Raw genomic sequence first — 22258 nt, forward strand, 5'->3', positions numbered from 1 at the left:
ACCCACGGAGCGTCAGTCGCCGAGGTCCAGCTGCGGTCCGTACTGCGGGGTGGCCCGGCTGCGGGACGGGGTGCGTTCGCGAACCAGGGCAGCGGTCGCCGAGTCGATGGCCAGCAGCGCAGCGAGTGCCAGGGCGGCCTCTGGGCTCACTGGCGGGGGGCTCACTGGCGGGGGACTCGCTGGCGGGGCCTTGGCAGCAGCGCCCGGATCCTGGGTCAACGCAAGTCCGGTTCCTGTTCGTGGTGTCGTGTGTGCGTGCACTCGGGTGCGTGCGTTAGGTGTGGAGCATTGTGCCGCGACACGACGCGCGCCCTCCAATTGCGCCGACTGACGCCCCGACCCGATGCCGACGGACGGGGATGCCGCTACGATCACGCCCATGCCCGAAGACCGGACCGTCCTTGATCACCTGCTCGAGGGCCGTGACGCGCTGCAGCGCGAAGTGGCGCGGCTGACAGCCGCAATAGACGAACTCGACTCGGTTCTCGGACGCATCGGCTCGACCGCACGTCGCGACACGCCGGCCAACCCGTCGGCGGGTCTGAACGGCAACACCGACCCCGGCACGACCGACAGTTACGCCCGGTCCGCGACACCCGTCACCGCACCGCACGCTGCCACCGTGGAACCAGTCAACCCTCCCGTCGAGGTCGAGCCCGAACCGGCGACTGTCCGGTCACGTCCACGGGCGGTACGCAAAGCGCCGGCCAAGAAGGGACCGCGTCAGCAACGACCGGGCGCCACATCGACCGAGCCCCCGAAGTCGATCCGGGTGCACGTCCTGGAGATGCTGCAGGCCGAAAACCGTGAATTCGGGCTTGCCGAGATCATCGACCGGGTGCACGACGCCGGCATCCAGGCCCATGACGACGCAGTGCGCTCGATCACGATCAAGCTCATGAAGGACGGCCGGGTCGAGCGTGTTGGCCGCGGGCAGTACCGGCTGGCCCGACGCGGCTCAGCGGCACGGGCGAGCGCCGCCGTCGCCACGGCCCCTCGCGTCACGGAGTCCGCTCCCGAGCCGGTGACTGCCACCCCGCAGCCCGATGTCCAGGGGCCGGTCGCCGCGGCGCCGGAGCCCACCACTTACCCGACCTACGCGGCACCCGACGTCAGTACGCCGGAAGTCGATTCAGACGATGACGTCTCCACGGCAGACGACGTCAACGAAACAGACGTCAACGAAACATACGTCAGCGAGCCGGACGTCAGCGAGCCGGACGTCAGCGAGCCGGACACCGATGCGCCCGAGCTGATGCAGCCAGGCCCCGCGGATCCCGGCTTCGCCGGGCAGCCCGCCTTCGACGCCAGGCACCGCGACGACGCGCCGCGAACCCAGCCGGGGGACGAACCCACCGAACGCGGGTCGTACGCGCCGTCGCTGAACCTCGGTCAGCCCTGGAACAGCTGAGGCCGCACACCCGGCACGTCGCACAACGGTTCGACGGTTGCCGCGGCCTGCCAGCGGGCGAGGACGTGCCGAGCGGCCTCCCGGCCCAGGCCGGTCGCCCGGCTCACCTGCGTCGCGGTGACTGGCCCGTCGGAACTGAGGAACAACTCGACGGCGGCGATCCAGGCGGGCAGCGGCACCCGCGTGCCCTGCAGGACCGTTCCGGTGAGCACGGAGAACTGTCGGCGGCACGCTCCGCACTTCCAGAGGCGACGGCCGGTGTCGGCACCCGTCCTGGTTCGACGGACGCCGGTGGCAGGTCGTAACAGGTAGCCGCGGCCGGGCGCCGAGCAGTGCGGACAGGTCGCTGGTCGGCCCGCCCAGCGCAGCTGTTCGAGCAGGAGGTACGCCTGCTCGTCCTGTACCTGTCGGTGCCCTGGTGGGTCAGGAGTCGAACTTGCCACCGTCGAACCCACCCTTGTCGGGCAGCGCGAGGTCGGGTTTGTCGAGTTCCTCGATGTTGACGTCTTTGAACGTCACCACCCGAACCGTCTTGACGAAGCGTGCCGGACGGTACATGTCCCACACCCAGGCGTCGCGCATCGTCAGCTCGAAGTACACCTCGCCGTCAGTGTTTCGCGGTATCAGGTCGACGTCGTTGGTGAGATAGAAGCGTCGCTCGGTCTCCACGACGTAGCTGAACTGGGCCGCAATGTCCTTGTACTCGCGATAGAGCTGGAGCTCCATATCGGTCTCGTAGTTCTCGAGATCCTCGGTGCTCATGACGCCCACGCTCCGCTATCCATGCTGTCCTCGCTCTGTTCGTCGACCAGCTCCGCCACGGCCGCACCGAGTGAGGCTGGGTCTGTTGCTGGATTCTCCCCTACAGGTGGTAACCCGTGCAGTGACCCCATCGCGCGACGGACGTTCACGTAGCGCCGCCGGTGCTGCGGACACGGCCCGACCGTCGACAGTGCGGCGGAGTGTGCCGGGGTGATGTACCCCTTGTGCTGGTCGAATTCGTACTCCGGCCATTCGTCGTGCATGCCGGTCATGATCGCGTCCCGGGTGACCTTCGCCAGGATGGAGGCGGCGGCGATGCAGGCGATCGTGGCGTCGCCCTTCCACACCGCGGTGGCCGGCATGCCCAGCCCGGGTACCGGAAAACCATCGGTGAGCGCGTATTGCGCGGCCGGGTCGAGGGTGCACAGCGCTCGGCGCATGCCGGCCAGGTTCGCGACGTGCAGTCCGTAGGCGTCGATCTCGGCCGCCGGGATGACCACGACGGAAAACGCAAGCGCACGCGCACGGATGCGGTCGAAGAGTCGCTCGCGGGTGGACCTGGTGAGCACCTTGGAGTCGTCGAGTCCGTCGATGCGACCACGTCGGCCCGCCGGCAGGATGCAGGCTGCGACGACGAGCGGGCCTGCGCACGCACCGCGACCGGCCTCGTCCGCGCCGGCCACCCGTTCGAAGCCGGCACGTGCGAGCGCCGACTCGTAACCACCGAGGGGTCCATCGCGACGGACAACCAGACGTGGGGGTCGCAAGGTGGACCCACCTACCACTGTGGCCACCGTCGCTCGTGCCATGACCGGCTACCCTAACCCGTCGCCTAGGGTGCTGGCGGTGTCGTGCAGGACCCGGTCGAGAAGGTCGGCCAGATCGGGCGGCAGCAGCGTCTCGCCGGTGGCCCGCAGCTCGGTGATGCTCCACCAGGCGTGACCCAGCACCGTCTGACGCTCCATGGCGGTCAACCCCTGCGGCTGAACGGTCAGGCCGCCAGCGACCCGGGCCAGGAAGAAGTGGTCGACCTGGTCGTAGGTGACACCAGCCCAGGACCATAGCCGCCGGGTGATCAACACCGCGGGCTGATCGGCGGGCACCGCGACGTCGAGGCCGACCTCCTCCATCGCCTCACGGGCCGCCGCGTCGCGGGGTTCCTCGCCGTCCTCGACTCCCCCACCGGGCGTCAACCAATGCGTGCTGGCGTCCTCGATGCGTTCGTGGACGAGCAGCACCCGCTCGTCGGGATCGACAATTAGCACCCGGCCGCCGACCCGCGGAACGGGCGTCACCGCGACAGGCGCCGGCGGCGGCGTAGCAGCAACACCGGTAGGGCGAAGCCCAGCGAGGCCGCACCCGGCAGAGCCGGTCCGGCAGCCTGGGCAGCGCTGGTGAAGGTGGCCGGGGTGCCCAGCGTCCGCCAGCGCGACGGCGGCCACGCGATGACGAAGGCCTTGCCAATGACATCGTTGACCGGCACCGTGCTCGCGGTGGGGTCGCAGTTCAGGTCGATACTCGTGTCCTGCGAGTCGGTGGCCGAGCAGTGGAAGCGTGAGTCGGCCGAGTCGGTGCGGTGGTCACCCATGACCCACAGCCGACCCTTGGGAACCGTGACCGGGCCGAAAGCGGGCTGGGTGCGCCCGTCGATCGAGGGGGTGTAGACGTAGGGCTCCCGGAGCGTGCGGAACGTCCCGTTCGGCCCGGTGGTGCTGATCATGACGTGGCCCGCAGCGTCGCCCTTCACCGTCTGCCCGCCGGTGGCGATGACCCGCTTGACCAGCACCTGCCCGTCGGGTGGTACGAACCCGACGAGCTGCCCGAACCCGCGGATGGTGCGCGTGATCGGGTTGCTCGGCGGCTTGCTGGTGGGTTCGTCCGAACCCCAGTCCTTGGGGTCGTGGAACACGACGATGTCACCCGGGTGCGGGTCGCGGATGTCGTAGATGGGCTTGTTGACCAGGATGCGGTCACCGTGGCAGCCCGGGCATCCGTGCAGCGTCTTCTCCATCGAGTCCGACGGGATGAAGAACGGCTGGACGACGAAGCTCTTGACGAGGATGGCGATACCGACAGCCAGCAACACGAGGGCGGGCAGCTCCCACCAGGGGGCCTTGCGACGCGGCTTGGGTGGCGTGCGGCGGCGCCGGCCGTACCAGGTTCGCCCGTACTTGCTGGGCTCCGCCTCGCTTGCGTCCGGCTCGACGGCCGCGGAGTCATGCACATCCGGCTCGCCGTGCTCGGGATAGTCGGGCTCGACCCCGGTGTGCCGGTGGAACTCGGCTGCTACCGGATCGGGATCGACCGGCTCGCGTCCGTCACCGGGCGTGCCGGACTCCGGCGCGCGGTGCTCGGCCATGCGGTGGTGAAGGCGGTGTCGCTCGCGGGAATCTAGCGAACGACGGTCTCGCGCTTCTCCTTGATCTTGGCCTTCTTGCCGCGCAGCTCACGCAAGTAGTAGAGCTTGGCTCGGCGGACGTCGCCCCGGGTGACAACCTCGATCTTGTCGATGATCGGGGTGTGCACCGGGAAGGTGCGCTCGACACCGACGCCGAAGCTGACCTTGCGCACCGTGAACGTCTCGCGGATGCCGCCGCCCTGCCGGCGGATGACAACGCCCTGGAACACCTGGACGCGCGAGCGGCTGCCCTCGATGACCCGGACGTGGACCTTCAGGCTGTCACCGGGCCGGAAGTCCGGAACGTCGGTGCGCAGCGATGCGGCGTCGAGGGTGTCCAGGGTGTTCATGTCGCAGGTATCGCTCTCATGTCGGTGTCAGGCGGGTCTGGCTCGGCTTCGGCGAACTCCTTCGCACGTGCGCGAGGCAACCCCACGATGATGCCATATCCGGCACCCCGCACCGAAACCGACGGCCCGCGCGCTCCTCAGCCCAGCAGGTCCGGGCGCCGCGCCGCGGTGCGTTCACGGCTGCGTTCGGTTCGCCAGCTCGCGATCGCTGCGTGATTGCCCGACAGCAGGACGTCGGGTACGTGGTGGCCGCGCCAGGACGCTGGCTTGGTGTAGGCCGGTGCCTCGAGCAGCCCGGCAGGCCCCGCTCCGAAGGAGTCGTCGACCGCGGACGCGGCGTTGCCCAGCACCCCGGGCAGCAGGCGGCCGATCGCCTCCGCCATGACGAGCACGGCCACCTCTCCCCCGGCGAGCACGTAGTCGCCGAGCGAGATCTCCTCGACCGGCATCCGCTCCGCGGCATAGTCGACGACGCGCGCGTCGATCCCCTCGTACCGCCCGCACGCGAACAACAGCCATGGCTCGATGGCCAGCCTGGCCGCGGTGGCCTGGGTGAACGGGGTACCGGCCGGCGTCGGGACTATGAGGCGGGGCTGTGTCGGGCCCGGCGGGGCGAGGGCATCGAGCGCGCGACCCCATGGCTCGGGCAGCATGACCATGCCCGGGCCACCCCCGTACGGCGTGTCGTCGACTGTGTGGTGGAGGTCGTCGGTCCAGCGGCGCAGGTCGTGCACGCCGACCTGCACCTGCCCGCGAGCGATCGCCCTGCCCAGCAGGGACTGGCGCAACGGCGCCAGGTAGTCCGGGAAAATGGTGACGACGTCGAGCCTCAGGATTGGGTCAGTCACAGCTCGAACAGGCCCTCGGGCGGATCGACGGTGACCGTGCGGCCGACGAGGTCGACGTCGGGGACGACGGCCGACACGAACGGAACCAAGCGCTCGACGCCGTCGACATGCAGCACCAGGTAATCGGCGCCCGCGATGTCGAGCACGTCGGCGACTGGGCCAAGTTCGGTGCCGCCGACGGTTCGCGCGGCAAGTCCGACGAGGTCGCTGGCGTAGAACTCGTCCGGGTCCTCGAGTTCGGGGCGCTCGGTGGCGTCGACGACGAGCCGGACCCCGCGCAACGCTTCGACGGCCTCGCGAGTCTCGACGCCGGCGAAGTGCACGACCATGCGCGGGCCGTTGAGGTTGACCCGTTCGACAGTGAGTGGCCCGACCGCCGCGGGATCGGTGGCGAGGACCGAACCCGGGGCAAAGCGCTCATCGGGCGCATCGGTCCAGGGCTCGACGAACACGTCTCCGCGCACGCCGCGCGCCGGCCCGATGCGCCCGACGGCGATCAGGTCCTGCGTCATGTCAAGTGGTAGCGGGGCGCAGGCAACTAGCGGCGATCGACGTCGACGACGTCGACGCGGATGCCGCTGGCACCCGCCGAGCCGCCGACGCCGCTCATGACCTGGCGCAGTGCCTTGGCGGTCCGGCCGTTGCGGCCGATGACCCGCCCGAGGTCCTCGGGATGCACCCGAATCTCGAGGCGCTGCCCGCGCCGGTTGTCGACCAGGTCGACGCGCACGTCGTCCGGATGGTCGACGATGCCCTTGACGAGGTGCTCGAGGGCTTCCTCGAGCACGTCAGCTCTCCGCCGGGGCGTCCGTGTCGGCGGCCGGCGCCTCCGCCGACTCGGCGGGCTTCTTGGCCGGTGCCTTCTTCTTCGGCGTGGTGGCAGCGCCGGCGGACGCGCTCGGCCCGCCGTCGGCGTCGGCCAGGGCGGCGTCGAACGCAGCGCGCTTGTCGGGCTTCGGCGGGGCGACCTTCATCGGCTCGGGGGCCGGGAGCCCCTTGAACTTCTGCCAGTCACCGGTGACCTTGAGGATCGCGGCGACGGCTTCGGTGGGCTGTGCGCCTACCCCAAGCCAGTAGGCGGCGCGGTCGCCGTCGACCTTGATCACCGACGGGTCGCTCTTGGGGTGGTATTCGCCGATCGTCTCGATCGAGCGGCCGTCGCGCTTGTTACGGGCGTCCGCGACGACTATGCGGTAGTGCGGCTCACGCATCTTGCCGATGCGCGTGAGCTTGATCTTCGTGGCCACGTGTGTGGTGCTCCAGACTTGTCAGGACTTGTCAGTGTGGGCGCGACGTCACCGGGTGGGGCACACCGGGAGAACGAGGCGTCCGGATGGACTGGCTGGGGCGCAGTGAGAGGGTCCGCGCGACAGCCGGTACTCAGCCCGCCATTGTGCCAGACCTGCGCAGCGAAACAGAATCTGCACCGGCCCGGCGCCCCTCTACTGCACCACCGCACCGCGCAGCACGATGCGCCGCGGCGACATCATCGCCGACAGGTCGACGCGCGGGTCGGTGTCGTAGCCGACGAGATCGGCGGGTGCACCCTCGATCAGACCTGGTAGCCCGAGCCATTCGCGCCCGCGCCAGGACGCCTGGGCGATGACGTCCGGCTGCGGGATACCCGCCCCGACCAGGGCCAGGATCTCGCTGCGGATGAGCCCGTGGGGCAACGAGCCACCCGAGTCGGTGCCGGTGTAGATGGGGACGCCCGCTTCCCACGCCGAGCGGATCCGCTCCCTGGACGTGGCGAACAGAGCCCGCATGTGCGCGGCGTAGGCCGGGAACTTCGCCGAACCGCCAAGGGCGATCTGCGGGAAGTTGTCGATGTTGATCAGCGTCGGCACCACTACGCTGCCCGCTTCCTTCGCGGCGGCGATCAGGTCATCGGTGAGCCCGGTGCCGTGCTCGATCGAATCCACACCGGCCGCGATCAGGGCAGGCAGCGCCTCCTCCCCGAACACGTGTGCTGCCACGCGGGCGCCCAGCTCGTGGGCGCGGCCGATCGCGGCCGCGACGGCGTCGTCGGGGAAGGTGGGCGCAAGGTCGCCCACGCTGCGGTCGATCCAGTCGGCCGCGATCTTGACCCAACCGTCCCCGGCCGCGACCTGTCTTTCGACCTCGGCGACGAGCTGGTCAGGCTCGACCTCGACGCCCAGCTCGCGGATGTAGCGCTTGGGTCGGGCGATGTGCCGGCCCGCCCGGATCAGGCGGGGCAGGTCTGCGCGCTGCTGCACACCGCGGTTGTCGACCGGTGAGCCGGCGTCGCGCAGCAGCAGCGCTCCCGAATCGCGGTCGAGCAGCGCTTGCTCGGCCATCGCCCCGGGATCAGGCACGTGCCCGGCCGGCGCCAGGCCGATGTGGCAGTGCGCGTCGACGAGGCCCGGCGTGATCCAGCGCCCGACACTGATGGTGTCGTGCTCACCCGACGGACGGTCGAAGGTGAGCCGCCCGTCGAGGATCCAGGCGTCGCGCTCGGTCTCGTCGGGCAGGAATACGCCGCGCAGGTGCAGGCCCATGGTGCGGACGCTACCCAACTGCCGCCCAGGCGTCGGCGAGCTGGGACCGGGCGTCGGAAAGCAGCTGGGGCAGCACCCGGGTGTGCCCGACGACCGGCATGAAGTTGGTGTCGCCACCCCACCGCGGGACGACGTGCTGGTGCAGGTGGGCGGCGATCCCCGCGCCGGCGACGTTGCCCTGATTGATGCCCAGGTTGAACCCGTGCGGCGCCATGGCCGTGCGGAGCACCTGCATCGCCCGCTGCGTGAACTGGGCCAGCTCGAGAGTCTCGTCCGACGTCAGTTCCGGGTAGTCGGCGACGTGTCGGTAGGGCACCGACATCAGGTGTCCGGAGTTGTACGGGTACAGGTTCAACACGACGAAGACATGAGTGCCGCGCGCGACGATCAACCCGTCCTCGTCAGAGCGTTTCGGGGCCGAGCAGAACGGGCAGTCGTCACCCGCACCGTCGTGTGACGGTTTGTTCTCACCCTTGATGTAGGCCATCCGGTGCGGCGTCCACAGCCGGCCGAACCCGTCCGCCTCGCCCGCGAAAGACTCGGCCGGTTCGACGACCGGCAGGTCGTCAGACATACAGTTCCGCAGTGGGTGACGGGTTCATCCGACGGGCCACCGTCGACACGATCTCCTCGACCGCCTGGTCGATCGGGATGCCGTTGCGCTGCGAACCGTCGCGGTACCGGAACGACACCGCGCCGGTCTCCGCGTCGGTCTCGCCGGCGATGAGCATGAACGGCACCTTCTGCTTCTGGGCCGTGCGGATCTTCTTCTGCATCCGCTCGTCGGAGGTGTCGACCTCGACCCGGATGCCGCGGGTCGACAACCTGTCGGCCACCTGCTCGAGGTAGGTGTTCTGCTCCTCGCTGATGGGGATGCCCACGACCTGCACCGGCGCCAACCACGTGGGGAACGCCCCCGCGTAGTGCTCCGTGAGCACGCCGATGAAGCGCTCTATCGAGCCGAACTTCGCCGAGTGGATCATGACGGGACGCTGGCGCGAACCGTCGGCGGCCTGGTACTCGAGCTCGAACCCGGCGGGCTGGTTGAAGTCGTACTGGATCGTGGCCAGCTGCCAGGTCCGCCCGATCGCGTCCTTGGCCTGCACTGAGATCTTCGGGCCGTAGAACGCGGCGCCGCCCGGATCGGCGACGAGCTCGAGCCCGGAAGCCGTCGCGACGTCGGACAGCACCGCGGTAGCGGTGGCCCAGTCGTCGTCCGACCCCACGAACTTGTCCTTGGTGTCGTCGCGGGTCGACAGCTCGAGATAGAAGTCGTCCAGGCCGTAGTCGGCGAGCAATCCGAGGATGAAGTTGAGCAGCTTCTTGATCTCCGCCGGCGCCTGCTCGGGGGTGCAGTAGCTGTGCGAGTCGTCCTGGGTCAGCCCGCGGACGCGGGTGAGGCCGTGCACAACGCCGGATTTCTCGTACCGGTAGACAGTGCCGAACTCGAACAGCCGCAACGGCAGCTCGCGGTAGGAGCGTCCCCGCGCCTTGTAAATCAGATTGTGCATCGGGCACGACATCGCCTTGAGCTGGTACTTCGCGCCCTCGAGCTCCATCGGCGGGAACATCGTGTCGGCGTAGTACGGCAGGTGGCCCGAGGTGTGGAACAGGCCGTCCTTGCTGATGTGCGGGGTGTTGACGAAATCGAAGCCCTCGTCGATGTGCCGCTGCCGGGCGTAGTTCTCCAGCTCGCGGCGCAGGATGCCGCCCTTGGGGTGGAACACGGCCAATCCCGAGCCCAGTTCGTCCGGGAAGGAGAACAGGTCCAGTTCGATGCCCAGCTTGCGGTGGTCGCGCTTGGCCGCCTCCTCGAGGCGCTGCAGGTGGGCCTTGAGGTCGTCACGGGTGGCCCACGCCGTGCCGTAGATGCGCTGTAGCTGTGGGTTCTTTTCGCTGCCGCGCCAGTAGGCGGCCGCGCTGCGCATGAGCTTGACGGCCGGGATGCGCCGGGTGCTCGGCAGGTGCGGCCCGCGACACAGGTCGGTCCAGACCCGCTCGCCGGTCTTGGCGTCGAGGTTGTCGTACATGGTGAGCCCGCCCGAACCGACCTCGGTCGCCTCGTCCCCGCTCGCGGTGGACTTCAGGCCGATCAGTTCGAGCTTGAACTTCTCGTTCGCCAGCTCGGTGCGCGCGTCGTCGTCGGAGATGGGCCGCCGCGCAAAGCGCTGCCCGGACTTGATGATCTCGCCCATCCGCTTCTCGATCGCCGCGAGGTCCTCGGGCGTGAAGGGCCGCTCGGGCAGAAAGTCGTAGTAGAAGCCGTCCTCGATGGGCGGCCCGATGCCGAGCAGCGTGCCGGGGAACAGGTCCTGGACGGCCTGCGCCATCGCGTGCGCGGCGGAGTGCCGCAGCACGACCAGCCCGTCGGGCGAGTCGGCGGCGACGGGCTCGACCTCGACGTCGGCGTCGGGTGACCAGGCGAGGTCACGCAGTGCGCCGTCGTCGCGCACGACCACCGCGCCCTGTGGCCCGGTGAGCTCGATCCCTGCCTCCCGTAGCGCGTCGAAAGCCGTCATTCCAGCAGCGACCCCGACCGTCCGGGTCCGGGCAGGGTCGGCGGGCGGGACGCTGGTCAACGAGGGCTCCTTCGACGCGACCGCCCGGCACGGCTGCGCGGGCGGGTGTGCGGGTCATGACGCGGTGCATGAGGAATGCTAGTGCGGCTATGACACGCCTTTCGGCTCGCCGTCGCCGCGCGACGGGGTGCACGCTGCTGACGATGGCGATGCTCAGCGCCGGGTGCACGAGCAGTGCCGGCACCGCCCGCGTGACGTCGAGTTCGTCCGCATCGGCCGCTGCCGCCTCGTCAACTCGGCCCCCCAGTTCGGCAAGGTCGTCCGCATCCAGCGGGAGCGTCACGATTTCCTTTGCCGGCGACGTCCACTTCTCGGGACGGATCCGCCGTCGGCTCGACCGCGACCCGGCCACCGTCTTCGGCTCAGCCGCGGCGGGGCTGCGCCGAGCCGACCTGACCATGGTCAACCTCGAGACCGCGGTGACCACCGGCGGAACGAAGCAGGCCAAGGAATTCACCTTCCGCGCGCCGCCCAAGGCGCTGGGCGCCCTGCGCGATGCGGGCATCGACGTCGCGACCATGGCCAACAACCACGGGGCCGACTACGGCACCTCGGGGCTGCGCGACAGCCTCGCCGCAGCGCGCAAATACCACTTCCCGGTCGTCGGCATCGGCAAGAACGCCGCCGCTGCGTTCGCCCCGTACCGGACGACGGTGCGCGGCACCCGGCTGGCGATCTTCGCCGCCGACCAGGTGCAGGACGAGACGACCCTGCGTCTGTTCAGCGCCGGCGCGCACTCCCCCGGCGTGGCGAACGCGTTCTCCGACCGGCTGATCTCAGCGGTGCGCGCAGCGCACGCGGCCGGCTACGTGGTGCTCGTCTACGTGCACTGGGGCGTCGAGTTCCAGACCTGCCCGTCATCGCTGCAGACCGACCTCGCCGCCCGGTTGGCCCGTGCGGGCGCGGCCGCGGTCGTGGGCGCGCACGCCCACGTGCTGCAGGGCGCCGGCTGGCGCAAGGACGGCACCTACGTCGCTTACGGCCTCGGCAACTACCTGTGGTGGATGTCGTTCGGCAACGACCAGGACGACAACGGCGTGCTGACCTTGACGCTGCGCAACGGCCGGGTCGTCGACGACGCCTTCGCGCCGTCACACCTCGACGACCGGGGCGTTCCCGTCCCGGCGAAGGCCGCCGAGGCCACCCGCATCGACCGCGAGTTCGCTGCCGATCGCCGATGTGCCGGCCTCGCCGCTCGACCAACCCACTGACCAGCCGACGAGGAGCACGACGTGCCGAATTTCTATGAGTACGAGGGCAAGCGCCCGACCATCGCGCCGGACGCCTGGATCGCGCCGACTGCGACGATCATCGGCGACGTGACCGTCGGGAGTCGGGAGCCTCGGTCTGGTACGGCGCGACGCTGCGCGGCGATGACGGGCCGATCGTCATCCGGGCGAACGCCAACGTGCAGGACGGGACCGTCATCCACACCACCCCGGAGGTGACAACCGAGATCGGGGTCCGCGCCACGGTCGCGCACCTTTGCATGATCCACGGTGCGGTGATCGAGGAGGAGGCGCTCGTGGGCAACGGGTGCGTGGTCCTCGACGGTGCCCGGATCGGCTCACGCTCGATGATCGCGGCCATGTCCCTCGTCCGGCCCGGGCAGGAGATCCCGCCCGGCGTACTCGCCGCCGGCGTCCCCGCCGAGGTGAAGCGCGAGATCGCCGGGACCCCGGCCGAGTTCTGGGTGCAGATGAATCCCGTCTACTACCCGGCACTGGCCAAGCGGCACGCGGAGGGCATCGTGGCGCTGCCGGACGACTTCACTTCGTAAGCCGGGATTCCCAGGACACGCCGGGTTCGGCGCCCTAGGCTCGTCGGCATGACGCAATCCAGCACGCCCGCCGGGTGGTACGCCGACCCGGCCGGGCGCCACGAGAAGCGCTACTTCGACGGCCAACAGTGGACCGAACACGTCAACTCCCACGGTCGCGCCGGCATCGACCCGCCCGGCGCGCCCAGCCACGTCCCGACCGTCCAGCGCGCACCCGAGAGAGTGCAGCGCGACGTCCAGCGTGCGGGCACGGCGGGGGCGGCTGCCTATCAAGGCGGCGGGACCCTGTTCACCGAGCCGGTCCTGGTGGTGAACCAGAAGGCCAAGCTCATCGAGATCAGCAACGAGTACGCGATCTACGACCAGCACGCCCGCCAGATCGGCGCGGTGCGCGAGGTCGGGCAGAGCGGGTTGAAGAAGGCCGCGCGTTTCGTGTCGTCTCTCGATCAGTACATGACGCACAAGCTGCAGATCACCGACATGTCCGGCCAGCCGGTGCTTGCCCTGACCCGCCCGGCCAAGTTCGTCAAGTCGCGCATCCTCGTCGAGGCGCCGAACGGCCAACCCGTCGGCGAGATCGTCCAGCAGAACGCCTTCGGCAAGATCCGCTTCGGCCTCGAGTCCGGCGGGCACAGCTACGGCCTGATCCAGGGCGAGAACTGGCGGGCGTGGAATTTCTCGATCAAGGACCACACCGGCACCGAGGTCGCCCGGATCACCAAGACATGGGAGGGACTGGCCAAGACGATGTTCACCACGGCCGACAACTACGTGGTACAGATCCACAAACCCCTCGAGGAGCCGCTGCGCTCCCTGGTGCTGGCCGCGGCGGTCTCCGTCGACACCGCTCTCAAGCAGGACTCCCGCGGCTTCGGCTGAGCGACGCTGGCGGAGCGAGCAGCGGGGCTGATCAGGGCCGCGCCTGCCAGCGCTCGACGTCGTCCGGGGTGTCCAGATCGGTGGGGTCGCCTGCGACGGCGACCTCGTCAACCAGCTCGGCGCGGGCGCGCAGCAGGGCCCGGGCACCCTCGTCCGGCCCGGCCAGCTCCAGCGCAGCTCGCCACAGTTGCGGAGCCATGACGATCGGGTGCCCGCGGCGAGCGGCGTAACAGGCCGTCGCGATGCGCCCGGGCGTCCAGGCGCTGACCGTGGCCGCAACAGCGGCCGAGCCGACTCCGGGCGCGTCGACCAGCAGCACGGCGAGCGCGTCGACGTCCCCCGCGGCAGCGACGGCCAGCGCCAGCGACGAGCGCTGACCCCGCTGGGGCGCGGGGTTCACGATCGCCTGCGCGCCAGGCACCGACGTCCCCGCGCGCACCACCGCGAACAACGGGTGGCAGCCGGCCTCGCGCAGGACGAGCACCGCGCGATCGACGAGCCGCGCACCGTCGACGACGAGCTCGGCCTTCGGGCTACCCATCCGGCTACCCGCACCGGCCGCCAGCACCGCCCCGGCTATCCGCGTCACCGACCTATTGTCCAGCCCCGCGGCACCAGCGTCGGGGTGAGGGCGCCTATCCGGCGACGTCGCGTTCTGCCAGCACAGGCGATGGCAGCTGGGTCCCCGGACATCGACTTAGATCCCGAACTAGGCGTCGGCCGCGAAACAGGTGATGCTCGACGGTATGCAACCGGTCGCGTTCGACAACCCGTCCGCCGTCGCAGAGGCTCTCGACGGTGCAGGGTACCTGCCCGACCGGGGGCTCGCGACGGCGGCGTTCCTGGCCCTGCGCATGCATCGGCCGCTCTTCCTGGAGGGCGATCCGGGGGTGGGCAAGACCGCCCTCGCGCAGGCGCTGGCCACCGTCACGGGCGCCGCGCTGGTGCGGTTACAGTGCTACGAGGGCATCGACGCCCGGCAGGCGCTCTACGACTGGGACTTCCCCCGGCAGATGCTGCACCTGCGCGCGGCCGAGGGCGGCGGCGACCGAGACACCCTCGAGGCCTCGCTCTACGACCGGCGTTTCCTCGTGGCCCGGCCGATCCTGCAGGCCCTCGAGACGTCCCCGTCCGCGCTGCTCATCGACGAGATCGACCGCGCCGACGACGAGTTCGAGGCCTTCCTGCTCGAGGTGCTGGCCGAGAACTCAGTGACGATCCCCGAGCTGGGGACGATCACCGCCGAGGTGCCGCCGCTGGTCGTGATCACGTCCAATCGCACCCGTGAGGTGCACGACGCGCTGAAGCGCCGCTGCCTCTACCACTGGGTGGCGCACCCGGACTTCGCGCGCGAGGTCGCGATCGTGCGGCGGCGGGTGCCGGAGGTCAGCGACCAGCTGGTTCAGGACGTCGCGTCGGCCGCAGCACGACTACGCACGTTCGGGTTGCTCAAGCCCCCCGGCATCGCCGAGACAATCGACTGGACGCGCGCGCTGCACGTACTCGGCGCCACCCGCCTCGACGCCACTACCGCCGCCGACACGCTCGGCGCAGTGCTGAAGTACCACGAGGACATCGCCCGGGTGCAGCGCGACCTGGACGCCCTGCTGGGCAGCTAGCGATGCCCGCCCTCGACCAGGATCCCGTCATCACGATGACCGGCTTCGCCCGCGCCCTGCGCTCGGCGGGGGTCGCCGCCGACCCCACCAGGCTGGCCGGCGCGCTCGACGCCCTGACCCACATCGACGTCCTGGACGCCGAGGCCGTCTACTGGGCCGGCCGGGTGACGCTGTGCGGCGAGCCCGACGACCTGCCCCGCTACGACGCGGTGTTCGACGCCTGGTTCCGCGGCCGGGTCCCGCCGCTGCCGGGGCCCAAGCGCCAGGGGCCGCCCGCAGCCGTGCTCCAACTTCGCCCGATCAGTTCCGATGAGCGCGGCGAGCAGGACGCCGAGCACGACGACGAGGTGCTCAACACCGCGGCCAGCGACACCGAGGTGCTGAGCCACCGCGACGTCGCCGGCCTGAGCCAGGCCGAGCGCGACGAGGTCAACGCGCTGATCGCCCTGCTCGCCCCGCGCGTCGGGTCGCGCCGCACCCTGCGCCACCGGCCGCGCGGCCGCGATCAGATCGACGTCGCCCGCACCGTGCGCCAGATGCTTCGTGACGGCGGAGAGACGGCCGACCTCGCCCGGTTGCGCCCGCAGGTCAAGCCGCGCCGACTGGTGCTGCTGCTCGACGTCAGCGGCTCGATGTCGCCCTACGCCGACGTCCTGCTGCGGTTCGCGCACGCCGCGGTGCGCGTGGCCCCGAGCACGACAGAGGCGTTCACGATCGGCACCCGGCTGACCCGGATCACCCGACAGTTGCGGCTGCGCGATCCCGAGCAGGCGCTGGCTGCGGCCGGTAGCGCCGTGCCGGACTGGAGCGGCGGCACCCGGCTAGGCGAGGCGTTGCAGGCCTTCCTCGATCTGTGGGGCCAGCGCGGCGCGGCCCGCGGAGCGGTCGTCGTCATCGCCTCCGACGGGTGGGAGCGCGGCGACGCGGCCTTGCTCGGCGAGCAGATGGCCCGGCTGGCCCGCCTAGCCCACCGCGTCGTCTGGGTGAACCCACACCGTGGCAAGGAGGGGTTTGCGCCCGTCACCGCGGGCATGAGCGCCGCGCTGCCCTACCTCGACGACCTCGTCGCCGGCCACACCCTGGACGCGCTGCATACGCTGGCCGACGTGATCGCTCATGCGTGACGTCCTGACCGAGCTGGCCACCTGGTGGCGGGCCGGCGAGAGCGTCGGCCTGGGCACCGTCGTCGGGACCTGGAAGTCCTCGCCCCGCCAGCCGGGCGCGTCGATGCTCGTCGGGCCCGACGACACCGTGGTCGGCAGCGTCTCCGGCGGCTGCGTCGAGGGCGCGGTGTATGAGCTCGCCGGCGGCAGCCGCGACGACGGCCGGCCGGTGCTGCAGCGCTACGGCGTCAGCGACGACGACGCGTTCACGGTCGGTCTGACGTGCGGCGGGATCATCGACGTGTACGTCGAGCAGGTGAACCGGCAGACCTTCCCCGAGCTCGGCGGGATCGTCGAGGACATCGAGGCCGGCCGCCCGGTGGCCGTCGCGACCATGATCGAGGACATCGACGGAGCGCGGGTTGGCCGGCGGCTGATCGTGCGCCCCGACGGCCACGGCACGGCCGACATCCAGGGCAGTCTGGGCAGCGAGCGGCTCGACGCCGCGGTCGGCGACGACGTGCTGGGGTTGCTGCAGCAGGGCAGCACGCAGATCGTGCGCTACGGCCCCGACGGCGAGCGCCGCGGCGACGACATCGCCGTCTTCGTCGCCTCGTACGCCCCCAAACCGCGGATGATCGTCTTCGGCGCGATCGACTTCGCCGCCGCGGTGGCGCGGATCGGCTCGTTCCTCGGTTACCGGGTCACCGTGTGCGATGCCCGCGGCACGTTCGCCACCGCTAAGCGCTTTCCGGACGCCGACGAGGTCGTCGTGGCCTGGCCGCACCGCTATCTGGCCGAGACCGACACCGATGGGCGGACGGTCGTCTGCGTACTCACCCACGACCCGAAGTTCGACGTGCCCCTGCTCGAGGTCGCACTAAAGCTGCCGCTGGCCTATCTCGGCGCGATGGGGTCTCGGCGCACCAACGACGACCGCAACGCGCGGCTGAAGGAACTCGGCTTCGACGACACGGACCTCGAGCGCTTGCACGCCCCCATCGGCCTCGACGTCGGCGGGCGGACCCCGGAGGAGACGGCCGTGTCGGTCGCGGCCGAGATCATTGCCGCCCGCTGGGGTGGGTCCGGGGCGCAGCTGCGGCAGGTATCGGGACCGATCCACCGCGAATACGGTGCGGTCAGCTGAGCGGATCCACTACGCCGCGCGGCGCGGTGATCGAGCTCTCGTAATCGTCGTCACACCACGCTAGCGTCGGGATCTCGGCACGCTTCTGTGGAGGATCGATGACCAAGATCAACCTGACCGTCGACGGAGTCGTGTACGCCGACGACGTCGAACCCCGCACGCTGCTCGTGCACTACCTGCGTGAACAGGTGGGCAAGGTCGGCACGGTGGTCGGCTGCGACACGAGCAACTGCGGTGCCTGCACCGTCGATCTGAACGGGCAGAGCGTCAAGAGCTGCACCGTCCTGGCCGTGGGCGCCGACGGCGGTCAGGTGACGACGATCGAGGGCCTCGAGGGTGCCGACGGCTCGCTGCACCCGATGCAGCAGGCCTTCCACGAGAACCACGCCCTGCAGTGCGGCTACTGCACCCCGGGCATGATCATGGCCTGCCGCGACCTGCTCAAGAACAACCCACACCCGTCCGAGGACGAGATCCGCGAGGGCATCGAGGGCAACCTCTGCCGCTGTACCGGCTACCAGAACATCGTGAAGGCCGTGCAGGCCGTCGCCGACGCAGGAGTCACCGCATGACGATCATCGAGGACGCTCCCGCCATTGCCACCCCGGCGCCCGAGATCGGCAACGCCCGGGCCCGCCGCGAGGACCGCCACCTGATCACCGGGCGGACGACCTGGGTCGACAACATGGTCGTGCCCGGCATGGTGCACCTGGCCATCCTGCGCAGCCCGATGGCGCACGCGACCATCACCTCGATCGATCCGTCCGAGGCCAAGACCCGCCCGGGCGTGCTGGCTGTGTTCACCGGCCAGGACTTCGCCGACACGCAGGGCAACCTGCCGTGCGCGTGGCCGGTCACCCCCGACATGGTCAACCCGGGCGCGCCGTCGCTGGCCGTCACCCAGGTCAACCACGTCGGCGAGGCGGTGGCCGTCGTGGCCGCGCGCACAAAGGCCGCGGCCCAGGACGCGCTCGAGGCCATCGACGTCGAGTACGAGCCGCTGCCCGCGATCATGAACATGGAGGACGCGCTCAGGGACGACTCCCCGCTCGTCCACCCGAACACCACGTCGAACCGCAGCTACACCTGGGCCTTCGAGGCCGGCGAGGCCGGGACCGGGCAACCGATCCAGCCCGCGCTCGACAATGCCGAGGTCACGGTCAGCCGGCGCTTCCTGCAGCAGCGGCTGATCCCGGCGTTCATGGAGCCGCGTTCGACTCTCGTGCAGCCCCAGGGCGACGGCGTGCTGGTGCACTCCTCCACGCAGATCCCGCACATCCTGCGGACCATGCTGGCCTTGACGCTCGGCATCGACGAGCAGAAGGTGCGCGTCGTGGCGCCCGATGTCGGCGGCGGCTTCGGAGGCAAGATCCCGGTGACGCCCGAGGAGGTCATCACCACCCTGGTGGCCCGCAAGCTGAACAAGCCGGCCAAGTACACCGAGTCCCGCTCCGAGTCGCTGATGTCGGCCCACCACGGCCGGGATCAGATCCAGGACATCACGATCACGGCCAAGCGCGACGGCACGGTCACCGGCCTGGACGTCCACCTGTTCGCCGACATGGGCGCCTACCTGCGCCTCGTCGGACCGGGCGTCCCGGTGCTCGGGGCCTTCATGTTCCCGGCCATCTACAAGTTCCCGGCCTACCGCTTCGTCTGCGAGGGCGTGTTCACGACCAAGACGGCCACCGACGCCTACCGCGGCGCGGGCCGGCCCGAGGCGACGTTCGCGATCGAACGGATCATGGACGAACTCGCGGCCGAGCTGGGCATGGACCCGATGGAGCTGCGCCGCAAGAACTGGATCACCCACGAGGAGTTCCCGTTCACCATGGTCGCCGGGCTGACCTACGACACCGGCAACTACGAGGCGGCCACCGACAAGGCCCTCGAGCTGATGGGCTGGGACGAGCTGCGGGCCGAGCAGCAGCAGCGCCGGGAGTCGAAGGATCCGATCCAGCTCGGGTTGGGCATCTCGACGTTCACCGAGATGTGTGGCCTGGCCCCGTCACGCGTCCTGGGCTCGCTGGCCTACGGCGCCGGCGGCTGGGAGGCCGCCTCGGTGCGCATGCTGGCCACCGGCAAGGTCGAGGTCGTCACCGGCGCCAGCGCCCACGGCCAGGGCCACGAGACCGCGTTCTCCCAGATCGTCGCCGACAAGCTGGGCGTGAAGTGGGAGGACGTCGAGGTCATCCACGGCGACACGCAGTCCTCGCCGAAGGGTCTGGACACCTACGGTTCGCGCTCGCTGGCCGTCGGCGGCATTGCGATCGTCAAGGCCAGCGAGAAGGTGGTGGCCAAGGCCAAGACGATCGCCGCGCACATGCTCGAGGCCAGCGAGGACGACCTGGAGTTCGAGGCCGGGACGTTCTCGGTGAAGGGCTCCCCCGGCTCGGGCGTGTCCATCGGCGAGGTCGCCTTCGCCACCTTCATGGCCCACGACCTGCCCGACGGTGTCGAGCCCAGCCTGGACTCGGACGCCGTCTACGACCCGGAGAACTTCTCCTTCCCGCACGGCACCCACCTGTGCGCGGTCGACATCGACACCGAGACCGGCATGGTCAAGATCCGCAAGTATGTGTGCGTGGACGACGTCGGCACCCCGGTCAACCCGTTGATCATCGAGGGCCAGGTGCACGGTGGCCTGGCGCAGGGCATCGCCCAGGCGCTGTTCGAAGAGGCAGTCTTCGACGACGACGGCAACCTGACGACGGGCACCTTCGTCGACTACACGCTGCCCTCGGCCGCCGACCTGCCGTCGTTCACCACCGACCGCACCGAGACGGCCTCGACGACCAACCCGTTGGGCGTCAAGGGCGTCGGCGAGGCCGGCACGATTGCCTCGACCCCCGCCGTGGTCAACGCCGTGGTCGACGCGCTGCGGCCGTTCGGCGTCAACGACATCCAGATGCCGGCCACCCCCGAGCGGGTCTGGCGGGCCATCCACGGCGCACAGAAGTCCGAGCGCGCCGAGAACGGTACGAACGCCTACGGCGGGTCAAGTACGGCCACCTCGGACGGGGGGAACTGACATGATTTCCGCAGAGTTCGACTACGCCCGGCCCACCTCAGTGGGCGAGGCAGTCACCGCCCTGGGTGACGCCGGCGAGGACGCGAAGCTGATGGCTGGCGGCCAGTCGCTCATCCCGATCCTGCGGCTGCGGCTGGCCTATCCCAGCACCGTCGTCGACGTCAGTCGGGTGGCCGAGATGCGTGGCGTGCGCGACGACGGCAACGCCATCGTCATCGGCGCCATGACCACGCACGACGAGATCCTGCGCGACGCGCTGGTCAAGGAGCACGCCCCGCTGATCGTGCAGGCCACCCACACCGTGGCCGACCCGCAGGTCCGCCACCGCGGCACGTTCGGTGGCGCGTTGGCCCACGCCGACCCGGCGGGCGACCTCGGCGCCGTCGCCCTCACACTGGGTTGCGAGTTCGTGGCGCACGGCTCCGCCGGCGAGCGACGGATCGCCGCCGCGGACTTCTTCCAGGACTACCTCACCACGGCGCTGACGCCCGACGAGGTGCTCACCGCGATCCGCGTGCCCAAGCTCGGCGCGGGGTGGTCGTCGCACTACGAGAAGTTCAATCGCGTTGCCCAGGCGTGGTCTATCGTCGCTGTCGCAGCGCTGGTCCGGCGCGAGAACGGCTCGATCGCCGAGGCCCGGATCGGGCTCACTAACATGGGTTCGACGCCGCTGCGCGCGAGCGCCGTGGAGTCCGCGCTCGCCGGCGCCGACGCCTCCGAGCAGGGCATCGGCGCAGCGGCCGAACACGCCGCCGAAGCAACCAGCGCCCCGTCCGACCTGTCCGGCAAGGCCGACTATCGTGAGCACTTGGCCAGAGTCCTCACCAAGCGTGCCGTGCTGACGGCGGCAGGAAGCTAGGGAAACCGTTGAAGCTCGAGCACTCCTTCACCGTTCCGACCGGCATCGACGAAGCCTGGCGCATCCTGCTCGACATCGAGCAGATCGGCCCCTGCATGCCAGGTGCCGCGATCGACTCCGTCGACGGTGACGACTTCACCGGCACCGTCAAGGTGAAGCTCGGACCGATCGGGCTGACCTACAAGGGCAAGGCCAGCTTCATCGAGAAGGACGAGGCCACGCACCGCGCAGTCATCGACGCGCGCGGGCGCGACTCGCGGGGCAACGGCACCGCTGCAGCGAAGGTCACCGCGGTGCTCGAGGACCAGGGTGGCAGCACGCTGGTGAAGGTCGACACCGACCTCGACATCACCGGTAAGCCGGCCCAGTTCGGGCGCGGGGTGATGGTCGACGTCGGCAACAAGCTGATCGGGCAGTTCGCCGACAATCTGGCCACCACGATCCGTAGTGGCGAGGGCTCCGCCGAAGCACCGGTCGAGACGCCGACCGCACCGGCCCGCAAGCGGACCGCGCGGCCCAAGCCGACCCCGGCCACCGCGGAGTCGTCCGGCTCGGCCGACGAGGCTCCCGTCATCGACGGCACCGCCGAGCCAGAAGCTCCGACGGCCGTTGAGGCAGTGGCCACGGCGGGCCCGATCGAGCGGGCCGCGGTCGAGGCGGTGGCTGCCGGACCGGGTTACTCCGCGCCGTCGGAACCGACTGCGAGCGATGATGCGCCTCACGAGTCGGCCGACGATGCGGCCGGTGGTGTCAACGGCCACGAGCCCAAGCGTCCGTTCACGCCGCCACGCGAGGTCGAGCCGATCAACCTGATCGAATCGGCCGGGCCCGCCGTCGCCAAGCGCCTGGCACCGGTCGCCGCCGCGTTACTGGTGCTGCTGATCGTCCTGCGCCGACGCGCCAAGCACTGACCCCGCACCAGGTGGATCACGACACACTGGGTGCGTCCACCGGCCGGGCGCTCGCGCACCGC

25 protein-coding genes and 1 pseudogene are annotated in these 22258 nt (G+C 70.3%); 11 read left to right on the forward strand and 15 right to left on the reverse strand.

The genetic code is table 11. From position 1 onward, the window contains the following. Positions 1-12: 12 nt before the first annotated feature. Positions 13-150, reverse strand: a complete 138-nt coding sequence (locus ACFFC4_RS09325; protein WP_375500068.1) for a hypothetical protein — start codon at positions 148-150, stop codon at positions 13-15. 229 nt (positions 151-379) lie between these two features. Here ACFFC4_RS09325 and ACFFC4_RS09330 point away from each other — a divergent pair, with 229 nt between their 5' ends. Beyond that, a complete protein-coding gene (locus ACFFC4_RS09330; RefSeq protein WP_375500070.1) occupies positions 380-1411 on the forward strand; it encodes a hypothetical protein in 1032 nt (343 codons plus the stop codon). On the opposite strand, the gene ACFFC4_RS09335 is transcribed toward ACFFC4_RS09330, so the two are convergent. The 13 genes from ACFFC4_RS09335 to thrS all read right to left on the reverse strand — a co-directional run bounded on the left by ACFFC4_RS09335 (position 1393) and on the right by thrS (position 10807). Next, a complete protein-coding gene (locus ACFFC4_RS09335) occupies positions 1393-1854 on the reverse strand; it encodes a transposase (RefSeq protein ID WP_375500072.1) in 462 nt (153 codons plus the stop codon). The two genes, ACFFC4_RS09330 and ACFFC4_RS09335, sit on opposite strands and share 19 nt — an antisense overlap. Then, positions 1835-2173 carry a DUF2469 domain-containing protein gene (locus tag ACFFC4_RS09340; protein WP_375500074.1) on the reverse strand — a complete coding sequence of 113 codons (339 nt, stop codon included), beginning with the start codon at positions 2171-2173 and terminating at the stop codon, positions 1835-1837. The genes ACFFC4_RS09335 and ACFFC4_RS09340 overlap by 20 nt, the downstream gene beginning before the upstream one ends. Continuing rightward, entirely contained in the window at positions 2170-2982 is an 813-nt protein-coding gene (locus ACFFC4_RS09345; RefSeq protein ID WP_375500076.1) for a ribonuclease HII, read from the reverse strand. Before ACFFC4_RS09345 ends, ACFFC4_RS09340 begins: the two co-directional genes overlap by 4 nt. A 6-nt stretch (positions 2983-2988) precedes the next feature. Continuing rightward, positions 2989-3468, reverse strand: a complete 480-nt coding sequence (locus ACFFC4_RS09350; RefSeq protein ID WP_375500078.1) for an NUDIX hydrolase — start codon at positions 3466-3468, stop codon at positions 2989-2991. After that, positions 3465-4532, reverse strand: coding sequence for a signal peptidase I (lepB, locus tag ACFFC4_RS09355; protein WP_375500080.1), 1068 nt, complete (start codon positions 4530-4532; stop codon positions 3465-3467). Before lepB ends, ACFFC4_RS09350 begins: the two co-directional genes overlap by 4 nt. Before the next feature lie 32 nt (positions 4533-4564). Then, the gene (gene rplS, locus ACFFC4_RS09360; RefSeq protein ID WP_375500082.1) at positions 4565-4921 is read right to left on the reverse strand and encodes a 50S ribosomal protein L19; all 357 of its coding nucleotides are present in this window, start codon (positions 4919-4921) and stop codon (positions 4565-4567) included. Between the two features lie 137 nt (positions 4922-5058). Then, entirely contained in the window at positions 5059-5754 is a 696-nt protein-coding gene (gene trmD, locus ACFFC4_RS09365; protein WP_375500192.1) for a tRNA (guanosine(37)-N1)-methyltransferase TrmD, read from the reverse strand. An 11-nt stretch (positions 5755-5765) separates the two neighbouring features. Continuing rightward, positions 5766-6281, reverse strand: coding sequence for a ribosome maturation factor RimM (gene rimM, locus ACFFC4_RS09370; RefSeq protein ID WP_375500084.1), 516 nt, complete (start codon positions 6279-6281; stop codon positions 5766-5768). Positions 6282-6307: 26 nt separating this feature from the next. Continuing rightward, positions 6308-6556, reverse strand: a complete 249-nt coding sequence (locus ACFFC4_RS09375) for an RNA-binding protein (protein WP_375500086.1) — start codon at positions 6554-6556, stop codon at positions 6308-6310. A gap of 1 nt (position 6557) precedes the next feature. After that, positions 6558-7016: a 30S ribosomal protein S16 gene (gene rpsP, locus ACFFC4_RS09380; protein ID WP_375500088.1), complete on the reverse strand. Its 459-nt coding sequence runs from the start codon at positions 7014-7016 to the stop codon at positions 6558-6560. A gap of 195 nt (positions 7017-7211) precedes the next feature. Then, complete coding sequence (locus tag ACFFC4_RS09385) at positions 7212-8288, reverse strand: amidohydrolase family protein (protein WP_375500090.1); 1077 nt, start codon at positions 8286-8288, stop codon at positions 7212-7214. A 10-nt stretch (positions 8289-8298) separates the two neighbouring features. After that, complete coding sequence (locus ACFFC4_RS09390; RefSeq protein WP_375500092.1) at positions 8299-8862, reverse strand: HIT domain-containing protein; 564 nt, start codon at positions 8860-8862, stop codon at positions 8299-8301. Continuing rightward, the gene (gene thrS, locus ACFFC4_RS09395) at positions 8855-10807 is read right to left on the reverse strand and encodes a threonine--tRNA ligase (protein WP_375500194.1); all 1953 of its coding nucleotides are present in this window, start codon (positions 10805-10807) and stop codon (positions 8855-8857) included. Before thrS ends, ACFFC4_RS09390 begins: the two co-directional genes overlap by 8 nt. Before the next feature lie 203 nt (positions 10808-11010). Between thrS and ACFFC4_RS09400 the strand changes: the two genes are divergently transcribed. From ACFFC4_RS09400 to ACFFC4_RS09410, 3 genes and pseudogenes are all read left to right on the forward strand, one after another. Further along, on the forward strand, positions 11011-12078 hold the full coding sequence (locus tag ACFFC4_RS09400; RefSeq protein ID WP_375500094.1) for a CapA family protein: 1068 nt from the start codon (positions 11011-11013) through the stop codon (positions 12076-12078). A gap of 21 nt (positions 12079-12099) precedes the next feature. Further along, positions 12100-12647, forward strand: a pseudogene (locus ACFFC4_RS09405) (gamma carbonic anhydrase family protein). Positions 12648-12695: 48 nt separating this feature from the next. Continuing rightward, positions 12696-13526 (forward strand): phospholipid scramblase-related protein, encoded by an 831-nt coding sequence (locus tag ACFFC4_RS09410; RefSeq protein ID WP_375500096.1) that lies wholly within the window; start codon positions 12696-12698, stop codon positions 13524-13526. A gap of 31 nt (positions 13527-13557) precedes the next feature. Here the strand turns inward: ACFFC4_RS09410 and ACFFC4_RS09415 are convergent, their stop codons facing one another. Further along, positions 13558-14115 carry an NTP transferase domain-containing protein gene (locus ACFFC4_RS09415; protein WP_375500098.1) on the reverse strand — a complete coding sequence of 186 codons (558 nt, stop codon included), beginning with the start codon at positions 14113-14115 and terminating at the stop codon, positions 13558-13560. A gap of 157 nt (positions 14116-14272) precedes the next feature. Between ACFFC4_RS09415 and ACFFC4_RS09420 the strand changes: the two genes are divergently transcribed. From ACFFC4_RS09420 to ACFFC4_RS09450, 7 genes are all read left to right on the forward strand, one after another. After that, positions 14273-15145, forward strand: a complete 873-nt coding sequence (locus tag ACFFC4_RS09420) for an AAA family ATPase (protein WP_375500100.1) — start codon at positions 14273-14275, stop codon at positions 15143-15145. 2 nt (positions 15146-15147) lie between these two features. Then, entirely contained in the window at positions 15148-16269 is a 1122-nt protein-coding gene (locus tag ACFFC4_RS09425; protein ID WP_375500102.1) for a VWA domain-containing protein, read from the forward strand. Further along, on the forward strand, positions 16262-17395 hold the full coding sequence (locus ACFFC4_RS09430; RefSeq protein WP_375500104.1) for an XdhC family protein: 1134 nt from the start codon (positions 16262-16264) through the stop codon (positions 17393-17395). The genes ACFFC4_RS09425 and ACFFC4_RS09430 overlap by 8 nt, the downstream gene beginning before the upstream one ends. Before the next feature lie 98 nt (positions 17396-17493). Further along, positions 17494-17967, forward strand: coding sequence for a (2Fe-2S)-binding protein (locus ACFFC4_RS09435; protein WP_375500106.1), 474 nt, complete (start codon positions 17494-17496; stop codon positions 17965-17967). After that, positions 17964-20426 (forward strand): xanthine dehydrogenase family protein molybdopterin-binding subunit, encoded by a 2463-nt coding sequence (locus tag ACFFC4_RS09440; RefSeq protein ID WP_375500108.1) that lies wholly within the window; start codon positions 17964-17966, stop codon positions 20424-20426. The genes ACFFC4_RS09435 and ACFFC4_RS09440 overlap by 4 nt, the downstream gene beginning before the upstream one ends. Before the next feature lies 1 nt (position 20427). After that, entirely contained in the window at positions 20428-21285 is an 858-nt protein-coding gene (locus ACFFC4_RS09445) for an FAD binding domain-containing protein (protein ID WP_375500110.1), read from the forward strand. 8 nt (positions 21286-21293) lie between these two features. Beyond that, positions 21294-22196, forward strand: a complete 903-nt coding sequence (locus ACFFC4_RS09450) for an SRPBCC domain-containing protein (protein ID WP_375500112.1) — start codon at positions 21294-21296, stop codon at positions 22194-22196. Positions 22197-22258: the final 62 nt, after the last annotated feature.

The sequence above is a fragment of the uncultured Jatrophihabitans sp. genome (assembly GCF_964244045.1).
Classification (GTDB): Bacteria; Actinomycetota; Actinomycetes; order Mycobacteriales; family Jatrophihabitantaceae; genus Jatrophihabitans.